This window comes from Rhodococcus sp. O3 (assembly GCF_048897285.1).
Taxonomy (GTDB): domain Bacteria; phylum Actinomycetota; class Actinomycetes; order Mycobacteriales; family Mycobacteriaceae; genus Rhodococcus.
Map to the genome: position 1 here is coordinate 1 of NZ_JBMBTE010000158.1, position 9,780 is coordinate 9,780.

At 71.4% G+C, this 9,780-nt stretch carries 8 protein-coding genes and 1 pseudogene; 5 read left to right on the forward strand and 4 right to left on the reverse strand.

Annotation, left to right across the window (positions count from 1 at the left end; all coding sequences use genetic code 11):
* A pseudogene (locus tag ACN675_RS25735) lies at window positions 1-213 on the reverse strand (AraC family transcriptional regulator); the annotation flags it as partial.
* A gap of 71 nt (window positions 214-284) precedes the next feature.
* Here ACN675_RS25735 and ACN675_RS25740 point away from each other — a divergent pair.
* Window positions 285-800 carry a VOC family protein gene (locus ACN675_RS25740; RefSeq protein ID WP_420753532.1) on the forward strand — a complete coding sequence of 172 codons (516 nt, stop codon included), beginning with the start codon at window positions 285-287 and terminating at the stop codon, window positions 798-800.
* Window positions 801-823: 23 nt separating this feature from the next.
* On the opposite strand, the gene ACN675_RS25745 is transcribed toward ACN675_RS25740, so the two are convergent.
* From ACN675_RS25745 to ACN675_RS25755, 3 genes are all read right to left on the reverse strand, one after another.
* Entirely contained in the window at window positions 824-1,417 is a 594-nt protein-coding gene (locus ACN675_RS25745; RefSeq protein ID WP_420753533.1) for a hypothetical protein, read from the reverse strand.
* A gap of 75 nt (window positions 1,418-1,492) precedes the next feature.
* Window positions 1,493-1,981, reverse strand: coding sequence for an SRPBCC family protein (locus ACN675_RS25750; protein ID WP_420753534.1), 489 nt, complete (start codon window positions 1,979-1,981; stop codon window positions 1,493-1,495).
* Window positions 1,978-2,310: an ArsR/SmtB family transcription factor gene (locus ACN675_RS25755; RefSeq protein ID WP_420753535.1), complete on the reverse strand. Its 333-nt coding sequence runs from the start codon at window positions 2,308-2,310 to the stop codon at window positions 1,978-1,980. Before ACN675_RS25755 ends, ACN675_RS25750 begins: the two co-directional genes overlap by 4 nt.
* 130 nt (window positions 2,311-2,440) lie before the next feature.
* Here ACN675_RS25755 and ACN675_RS25760 point away from each other — a divergent pair, with 130 nt between their 5' ends.
* The 4 genes from ACN675_RS25760 to ACN675_RS25775 all read left to right on the forward strand — a co-directional run.
* A complete protein-coding gene (locus tag ACN675_RS25760) occupies window positions 2,441-2,629 on the forward strand; it encodes a DNA-directed RNA polymerase subunit alpha C-terminal domain-containing protein (RefSeq protein WP_307846683.1) in 189 nt (62 codons plus the stop codon).
* Window positions 2,630-2,684: 55 nt separating this feature from the next.
* Window positions 2,685-3,179, forward strand: a complete 495-nt coding sequence (locus ACN675_RS25765; protein WP_420753536.1) for a DUF2505 domain-containing protein — start codon at window positions 2,685-2,687, stop codon at window positions 3,177-3,179.
* A gap of 103 nt (window positions 3,180-3,282) precedes the next feature.
* Window positions 3,283-6,570 carry an exodeoxyribonuclease V subunit gamma gene (recC, locus tag ACN675_RS25770; protein WP_420753537.1) on the forward strand — a complete coding sequence of 1,096 codons (3,288 nt, stop codon included), beginning with the start codon at window positions 3,283-3,285 and terminating at the stop codon, window positions 6,568-6,570.
* The coding region (locus ACN675_RS25775; RefSeq protein WP_420753538.1) for a UvrD-helicase domain-containing protein at window positions 6,570-9,780 on the forward strand (3,211 nt) is incomplete at its 3' end. The genes recC and ACN675_RS25775, both read left to right, overlap by 1 nt.

The window sequence follows — 9,780 nt, forward strand, 5'->3', positions numbered from 1 at the left end:
CGGACCGGACAGGGTCACCCCGTCGGCTCCGACGGTCAGATTCGACGCGGGGAAGGCGAGGATCTCCTGCCGCGAGGTTCGGCCCGGGGCGAGCTGCCATTCGGGAATCCAGAACCACCGCACCAGACCTGCGAGTTCGCTCGGCGGCGGTTCGCGATGGAACGTGGGCAGGCGCGCGGGATACAGGACACCGCGTCGGTCGCTGGTCGTCACGCCGGATCCCTCCTCGTGTGCTGTCGCGAATCTACAAGCCATCCCCGACAGCCCGGTCCTAGCGTCGTGGCATGAACGAGAACACCATGACCGGAGCCGGTGTCACCGGCGACCACACGACCGACGGTATCCCGCACGGATACACCAGCCTCACCCCGTTCATCGCGGTGCCGTCGGCCCGCGACGCCATCGAGTTCTATCGCTCGGTGTTCGGTGCCCGCGTCGTCGACGTCACCGAGATCGGGGGAATCGTCGTCCATGCCGACCTCGACTTCGGCTGTGGGCGAATGCAACTCGGCGAACCCAATCCGGACTACGGGCTCGTCGCGGCGCCGCAGGGGGACGCCGACTGCTATTCGCTCGGACTGTACTGCTCGAACGTCGACGAGGTGGTGCTGCGGGCCGAACGTGCGGGTGCCACCATCCGTGAACCGCTCGCCACGTTCGTCTCCGGCGACCGCTACGCCTCGATCCGCGACCCGTTCGGGGTGCGCTGGTCGATCATGACGCGGGTCGAGGACCTGTCCGAGGAGGAGAGCGTCCGGCGGGTCGCCGAGTGGGCCGCGGAGCAGGCCTCCGCCGGGTGAGGTCGCAGCACCGGGGTCGTGCACTACCAGAGGTCGAATGCGCTGTCCGACACGGTGAATCCGTGCAGGCGTGCCGCGCACGTGACGCCCGTGACGGGATCGACGGTGCAGGTGAACCCGGCGGCGTCGAGGCGGTGACCGTAGGGCAGTGGCTGCACGCCGGCGCCGGGACCGTGGAACCGCGCGTCGCCCACACTCGTGAACGCGGCCGGCGCGTCGGAGGTGACCGACACCGAGTTCGGTGGCACCAGGGCGTCGGGTGCGCCGCTGCCGGGCACCTTCGGTGCGGTCGCCGGCATGGGTCCGTAGCAGCCGGCGAGCGCCGGTTCCTCCGTGGAGATCATGCACGCGAACTTCCCGCTCGCACTCGCGAAGTGGTAGACGCCGGGCGCGGTCAGGTAGTTCTCGGCATCGATAATGGTCCGTGCCGGGGAGGACATGCCCGGAGCCCGGGACGATGCGAGCTCGGGCTCGGATATGGTCGCGCGCGGGGTGGAGGCAGGTATCGTCCGTTCCTCCGCCGAGGCGGAGGGAATTCCGGGCACGACGACCGTGCATCCGGTTCCCGCCGTCACCGCGAAGACCCCCAACAGAACAGCCACACCCCCGTGTTTCATGCGGACATGGTGACCGAAGTCTCCGAGTCGGTGTCACGCGGGGGGGTCACGCGGGGGTGTGTGGTTGTCCGGGTGTCATGCCGCCAGCAGGCGATCCAGCGCGACGTAGCTCGCGCTCAAACCGGACTCCATGCCGGACTGCAGCATGCCGTCGCGTTCATCGGTGGTGTGGAACAGGCTCTCGGTGACGATCTTCGTGCGACCGTCGCCGAGGTCGACGAACGTCGCGGTGTCGATCGACACGTATCCGGGCATGCCGTCCCACTCGAAGGTCTGGACGATGCGTTCCTTGGGGGTGATCTCGCGGAATCGTCCTTCGAATCCGTGGGTTTCGCCGTCGGCGTGCTCGACGAACCGCCAGTGTCCGCCGCGCTCGAATTCGAACTTCTCGATGTCGAGCCGGTTCCCGCGGCCCCACCATCGGGCGAGCAGGTCGGGTTCGGAATGGGCGGCCCAGACCCGGTCGAGCGGGGCGTCGAAGATGCGCTCGATGTGGATCACGCGGTCGCCGGGGGTGGTGACGGTGAGAGTGGTGTCTGTGACAGTGGGATCGGGGGTGGTCATGATGGCTCCTTGGTTTCGTCGAGGAATGCGGCGAGACGGTCCATGCGGTCTTCGATCGACTTCCGGTGGCCGCGGATCCATGCCGCTTCGTGGTCGAGTGGGTTGGCGCCGAGGGTGCAGTACCGCACTCGGCCCTTCTTCTCCGTCAGTACCAGGCCGGCCTCCTCCAGGAGTCGGATGTGTTTGGTGATGCCGGGCAGGCTCATCTCGAATCGCGCGGCCAGGTCGCTGATCGACGCGGGGCCGTTCGTCAGGTGTTCGAGGATTCCGCGGCGGGTGGGGTCGGCCAGTGCCGCGAACGTCGAATCCAGATCCGAATACTGAACCATTTGGTTAAGTGTTGCACCGGGGGAGGGGGGAGTCAACACCCGCGGTCGCATCAACGACCTGTCCGTCCGGAACGAGGCGCGTTGCGCACATCCTCTGCGTCCCCGGCGAAACCGGGCGAGACTGGATTGCGTGACCGGACACCCGCTGCCCAAGACCTCCGCTCCCGCACAGCGCGCGCTCGACGGCATCGGCGTCGCGACCCTCGAGGACCTCACGCGGTACACCGAACGGGACCTGCTCGCGCTGCACGGCATGGGACCCAAGGCCGTTCGCATCCTGCGCGAAGACCTCGAGCGGCACGGACTGAGCTTCGCGTAGCGCCCGGCCTCCCGTTCCCCTGACGCGACCGCCGGAACGCAGTACCGTCCGAACGGTGCCGAAGAAATTCGAGTTCACGGCGGTCCTGGAGCATCCCGCGCGCGACGTGCACGCGGCGCTGACCGACGAGCGGTACTGGCGTGACCGCGTCGCCGCCAGCCCCACCGCGACCGTGCGGATCGAGAACCCGGACGGCCACGGCACCCTGCTCGTCGTCGTGACCGAACGTGCCGAACCGAGCGACATGCCCGCGCTCGTCCGCGGCGTCGTGCGCGGCCCGATGATCATGGAACGCACCGACCACTGGGGCGCCCTCCGCGCCGACGGCGCGACCGGCCTCGTCGTCGGCGGTGCCAGCGGCATCCCCGTCGACTTCCGGGGCACCTCACGACTGCGGCCCACCGCCGACGGAACCGTCCTCGCCGTGCGCGGCGAGGTCACCGTGAAGATCCCGCTCGTCGGCAGGCAGATCGAAGGTCTGGCCGCGAAGATGATCGGCAAGATCGTCGAGAACGACCGCGACGCGCTCGCCGCCTGGCTCACCCGCTGAACCACTCGCCCCGCCGTCGCCCGGGGTCGCGCGACGGTGCTCGGTGTCCGACCGGTGTGATAGACCGCAGGAGGAACACCGGACGACATCGAGGAGGACACGCGTGCTGACGCTGCACCGCGCCGAGCGCGCCGACACCCTCGCCGACACCCTGGCCGCACTGCTCGCGACACCGCCCGCCGATCCGTTCGCGCGGGAGGTCGTGGCCGTCCCCGCCCGCGGCATGGAACGGTGGCTCACCCAGCGGCTGTCCACCGCACTCGGCACGACCGGTGGTGACGGGGTCGCGGCGAACATCGACTTCCCGTCACCCGCGCGACTCGTCGACGAAGCGCTGTCCGCGGCCTCCGGGACCACCGCCGACGACGATCCCTGGCATCCGTCCCGCGTGCTGTGGGCACTGCTCGCCGTGATCGACGAGTGCGTCGGCGAGCCGTGGTGTGGGGTGCTGTCCCGGCACCTCGGGCACGGCAGCGACGACTTCCGCACCGGTCGCCGATACGCAACCGCCGCGCACCTGGCCGACCTCATGCGCAGCTACGGTGCCCAGCGGCCGCAGATGCTCCTGGACTGGGCCGACGGCCGCGACACGGACGGCACCGGCGCGCCGCTCGCCGAGCACCTGCTCTGGCAGCCCGAGCTGTGGCGCCGCCTGCGTGAACGCATCGGCAGCGACAGTCCCGCCCAGCGACTCGACGCCGCCTGCGCGCGGCTGCGCGCCGAACCGGGCGTCGTCGACCTGCCGGAACGGCTGTCGCTGTTCGGGCCAACCCGACTGACGACGGTGCAGCTCGCGGTCCTGTCCGCGCTCGGCGCCGGGCGCGACGTGCACCTGTGGCTGCCGCACCCGAGCCCGGCGATGTGGCAGGCACTCGCCGAGATCCCGCCGCGGTTGCGGCGCGCGGACGACGACAGCGCCCTCGCGGTCCGGCATCCGCTGCTCGCCGCTCTCGCCCGCGACGTCCGCGAGTTCCAGATGCGCCTGAGCGTCCTCGGCGCCGTCGACGTGCACCACCCGTCGGACGAGCCTGCCGGCACGCTGCTCGGCCGGCTGCAGGCCGACATTCGCGCCGGCCGCGCCCCGGTCGCCGGTTCGGCCTCAGCCGACGGCACCGTGCAGATCCACGCGTGCCACGGACCGACCCGCCAGGTCGAGGTGTTGCGCGAATCGCTGCTGCACCTGTTCCGCGACGACCCGACGCTCGAACCGCGCGACGTGATCGTCATGTGCCCCGACGTCGAGACGTACGCCCCGCTGGTCCACGCCGCGTTCGGGCAGGGCGTCGACGGTCATCCGGGTCACGGACTCCGGGTGCGCGTCGCCGACCGCGCGCTGCGCCGCACCAACCCGGTGCTCGCCGTCGTCGCGACGCTGCTCGACCTCGCCGACGCCCGCGTCACCGCCAGTCAGGTCCTCGACCTGGCCGCGGCGCCGCCGGTGCGCAGGCGGCTCCGCTTCACCGACGACGACCTGGAACGCCTGCAGGAATGGACCGTGGCGACCGGTGCCCGCTGGGGCCTGGCCAAGGGCCAGCGCGCGGCGGTGGGTCTCGCCGATTTCCCGCAGAACACGTTCGGCACCGCGCTCGACCGGCTCCTGCTCGGCGTCGCCGCCGACGAGTCGCAGAGCGAATGGCTTTCGCTCGCACTGCCGTTCGACGATGTGGACAGCAACGACATCGACCGCGCCGGGAGATTCGCCGAGTACATCGACCGGCTGCATTCGGTGCTGCACAGCCTCCGGGGTCCCAAACCCGCGACCCGGTGGGCCGCGGACCTGGCCCGTGCCGTCGACCTGCTCACCGATGTCGCCCCGGCCGACGGCTGGCAGCTCACCCAGGCGCACCGCGAACTGGCCGCCGCCGTCGAGCACAGCGATGACGCGCAACTGCGTCTGCCCGACGTGCGGGCCATGCTCGCGAGCCGGCTCGCGGGCCGGCCGACGCGGGCGAACTTCCGCACCGGTGAGCTCACCGTCTGCACGATGGTCCCGATGCGGTCGGTGCCGCACCGGGTCGTGGTGCTGCTCGGGCTCGACGACGAGCACTTCCCGCGCGGCACCCACATCGACGGCGACGACGTCACCGCGCTCGATCCCGTTGTGGGGGAACGTGATCCGCGCAGCGAGGACCGGCAGTTACTGCTCGACGCGCTGATGTCCGCCCGCGACCGTGTCCTGCTGTTCCACACCGGCGCCGATCCCGTCACCGGTGCACACCGGCCGCCCGCCGTGCCGCTGAGCGAACTGCGCGATGTCGTCGCCGTCATGACGGGCAGCGAACCGCACACGGTGGTGAGACGGCATCCGTTGCAGCCCTTCGATGCTCGCAACTTCCGTGCCGACGCGCCGTTCAGTTTCGACACCGCCGCCCTCGCCGGCGCCCGGGCCGCGGCGCGACCCGATCCCGAACCACCCCGATCGGTGGGAGCGGCGTGCGGATCGCTGGCTCCGCGCGCCGCCGACGGCGACGTGGACCTCGCCGAACTCGTCGCCTTCCTCACGCACCCGACCCAGGGTTTCCTGCGGCAGCGACTCGGGCTACGCATCCCCGAACTCGACGAGGACATCGCCGACGCCCTCGACATCGAACTCGACGGCCTGGCCCGCTGGGACCTCGGCGAACGCATGCTCGAGGCACGCCTGGCCGGTGTGGATCCCGCCGACTTCCGCGCCGCCGAATGGCGTCGGGGCACCCTGCCTCCGGCCGCGCTGGGCGAGCAGGTTCTCGGCGACGTCACCCGCACCGTCGAGGAACTCGTCGCGACCTGCGGGCCGGTGCACGCCGGGGCCGCCGACACCGCCGACGTCGTCGTCGACCTCGGTGACGGCCGCCGCCTCACCGGCACCGTCGGCGGCATCCACGGCACGACGATCGCGCGGAGCACCTTCTCGCGCCTGGCTCCGAAACAGCGCATGACGGCGTGGGTCCACCTGCTCGCCGTCGCCGCGTCCGGCCGGCCCGGCACGTGGCAGGCGGTCACCACCGGCCGCGGTCGCTTCCGCACCCCCGCCTGGCGTTCCACCCTCATCGCACCCGCCGATGCGCGCGATCAGTTGCTGCGGCTGGTGAGCCTGCGCGATCGCGGACTGCACACGCCGCTGCCGATCACCACCTGTGCCTCCGCCGAATACGCGAACCGGCGGTACCGCGGCGACTCGGTCGAGATGGCCCTCGAATCCGCCGCCAAGGAGTTCGGCGGCGCGTTCGGTGACGGCAAGGACCGGCACCTGACCTACCTGTACGGAACGGGAGTGAGCCTGAACGCGTTGACCACCGCCCCGCCGCTCGACGACGAACGCGCCTGGCACGACGACCCGAGCCGCTTCGGGGTGCTCGCCCGGCGGCTGTGGGAACCGTTGCTGGCCTCGGAAACCCAGGGGAGGCCGTGATGACGGCGCCGACCTCGCCGGCGACGGCGTTCGATCTGCTCGGCCCGCTGCCGTGCGGCACCACCGTGCTCGAGGCCAGCGCCGGCACCGGCAAGACCTACGCGATCGTCGGCCTGGCGACCCGGTTCGTCGCCGAAGGCCACGCCGACCTGTCGGACCTGCTGCTCGTGACGTTCAGCCGCGCCGCCACCCAGGAACTGCGCGAACGCACCCGGGAACGGTTCGCGACCGTCGCGGCGGCGCTCGCCGACCCGGACAGCGCGCGGCGCAGCGGCGACGAGCTGATCCGGTATCTCGCCGAGGGCGACGTCGCCGGGTACCGCACCCGGCTGCGGCAGGCCCTGTCGGATTTCGACTCCACCACCATCGCCACCACCCACGGCTTCTGCCAGCGCATGCTCGACGAACTCGGCATCGCCGGGGAACGCGAACCCGACGTGGTGCTCGTCGAGGACGTCGACGACCTGACCACCGAGGTCGTCGCGGATCTGTATCTGCGCACCTACGGCCGGGTCCCGAGCCCGCCGATCGGTCTCGCCGAGGCGACCGCCGCCGCCCGCGCCGCGATCTTCGATCCGCAGGCCGATCTCGTCCCGGAGGGCGCCGAAGGCACACCGGCGGGGGAGCGGGTCGCCTTCGCCCGCGCCGTGCGCACCGAGGTCGAACGCCGCAAACGCGCGGCGGGCGTGCGCGATTTCGACGACCAGCTCGCGCTGCTGCACCGGGTACTCGGCGACCCGGAACACGGCGAAGCGGCATGCCGGCGGATCCGGTCGAGGTTCGCGGTGGTGCTCGTCGACGAATTCCAGGACACGGACCCGAAGCAGTGGGAGATCCTGCGCCGCGCCTTCCACGGTCACACCACCCTCGTGCTCGTCGGCGATCCCAAGCAGGCGATCTACGCGTTCCGCGGGGCGGAGGTCCTCAGCTACCTCGAGGCCGTCGCGGTCGCTGACTGTCACCTGGAGCTGACGACCAACTGGCGCAGCGACGGCAACCTGCTCGCGGCGCTGAGGCAGCTGTACGGCGGTGCCGCCCTGGGGGATTCGCGGATCGTCGTGCACCCGGTCGACGCCGCGCGACCGTCCACGCGCCTGACCGGGGCGCCGCCGATCCGGTTGCGCTACCTGCCGCGGACCGGTGCCGGACCGTACGGCAGTTCCGGGTTCCCCGCGGTCGGTGCGCTGCGGTCCCGGGTCGCGCGCGACGTCGCCGCGGACATCGTCCGATTGCTCGACAGCGGCGCCGCCATCGATCACGGTCGCGGCCCGCGCCGCATCGAACCGGGCGACATCGCGGTGCTGGTGCGCACCCACACCCAGGTGTCGCTGGTGTACGACGCGCTCGTGCGCACCGGCGTGCCGTGCGTGCTGGCCGGGGGCACCAGTGTGTTCGCGACCCCGGCCGCGCAGGACTGGCTGTGGGTGCTGCAGGCGATCGAACAACCGCACCGATCCGACCGGGTGCGGCTGGCCGCACTGACCCCGCTGCTCGGGTACACCGTCGACGACGTCGACACCCGCGGCGACGAGCTGGTCGCCGAGGTCGGCAGCATGCTGCGCGAACTGGCCGCGGTGTTCGCCCGCTCCGGGTTCGCGGCGTTGTTCGAACAGCTCGCGACGCTGAGCCGGCTCGAAGCGCGGCTGCTCGCGACCGTGTCCGGCGAACGCGCCCTGACCGACGTGCGGCACATCGCGCAGTTGCTCGATCGTGTTGCCGCCGAGGAGTTCCTGGGCCCGGCGGCACTGACCCGGTGGCTCGAGGAGCGCATGCTGGATCCGCGCCCCGGCAGCACCGACCGCAGCCGCCGCCTCGACAGCGATGCCGCGGCCGTGCAGATCCTCACCGTGCACGGCAGCAAGGGACTCGAATTCCCGGTCGTGTACGTGCCGTTCGGGTGGGACTCGGCGAAGCACCCCAATCCCGATCCGTTGCTGCTGCACGAGGACGGCCGGCGCATCCTCGACGTCGGCGGCGAGGGCAGTCCCGGATACGGGCAGCGCCGCGCCCGGCACGACGAGGAGGCGGCCGGGGAAGAACTACGCCTGCTGTACGTCGCGCTGACCCGCGCGCGTAGCCACCTTGCGCTGTGGTGGGCGCCGTCCTTCGGCACCGGGTCGTCGCCGCTGCACCGCATGCTCGCCGGTCGCGTCGACGGCACCGCCGATCTCGCGCCGAACGTGAAGATCCCCGCCGATGCGGTCGTCGCCGAGCAGTTCGCGGCGTGGTCCGAACGATCCGACGGGCTGATCGTGACCGAAGCGGTAGCGCCCGGCCCGATCGCGGTGCCGACGTGGAGCCCCGAGCGGGATCGCGACGACGCCCTCGCCGCCGCCCGGTTCGACCGGACCCTCGACGAATACTGGCGCCGCACTTCCTATTCGGCGCTGACTGCCTCCGCGCACGAACATCCCGGTGTGGCAAGCGAAGTCGAGACGCCGGACAAGGACGACGAGCCGGAGGAGCCGCCGCTGCCGACCGGCGGACCGGAAGCGGCGCCGGGCGTCGCCGTCGTCGAGTCGCCGATGAACGGGTTGCCCGGCGGCACGGTGTTCGGCACCCTCGTGCACGCCGTTCTCGAGGTCGTCGACACCGCCGCCGTCGACCTCGACGCCGAACTGCTCACCCGATGCCGCGAGGTCATCGTCGCGCAGCACTCGGACGTCGATCCGGAGGCGCTGGCTGCGGCCCTGACCCCGGTGCTGCACACCCCGCTCGGTGCCCTCGGCACGACCCTCGCCGGCATCGCGCCGTCGGATCGATTGGCGGAGCTGGACTTCGAACTGCCGCTCGCCGGCGGCGACAATCCGGTCTCGACGATCGTGACGCTCGACGCGGTCGGTACGCTGCTGCGCCGGCACCTGCCCGTCGACGACCCGATGCGGCCCTACGCGGAGCTGGTGAGGATCCTCGAGCCGATTCCGTTGCGCGGCTACCTCACCGGCAGCATCGACGCGGTGCTGCGGGTGCCCGGTACGGGGAGCGGGGACAGTCGTTACGTGATCGTCGACTACAAGACGAACCGGCTCGCGCCCGACGAGCTGCTGACCACCGAGCACTACACCCGCGACCGGATGGCCGCGGAGATGCTGCGCGCCCACTACCCGATGCAGGCGCTGCTGTATTCGGTTGCGCTGCACCGGTATCTGCGATGGCGGCTGCCCGGCTACGATCCGGCCGTGCACCTCGGGGGAGCGCAGTACCTGTTCG

Excerpts from the sequence above, each read along its gene's own strand:
- ACN675_RS25740 (WP_420753532.1), top strand. The coding sequence starts at position 285 with ATGAACGAGAACACCATGACCGGAGCCGGTGTCACCGGCGACCACACG.
- ACN675_RS25745 (WP_420753533.1), bottom strand. The coding sequence starts at position 1,417 with ATGAAACACGGGGGTGTGGCTGTTCTGTTGGGGGTCTTCGCGGTGACG.
- ACN675_RS25750 (WP_420753534.1), bottom strand. The coding sequence starts at position 1,981 with ATGACCACCCCCGATCCCACTGTCACAGACACCACTCTCACCGTCACC.
- ACN675_RS25755 (WP_420753535.1), bottom strand. The coding sequence starts at position 2,310 with ATGGTTCAGTATTCGGATCTGGATTCGACGTTCGCGGCACTGGCCGAC.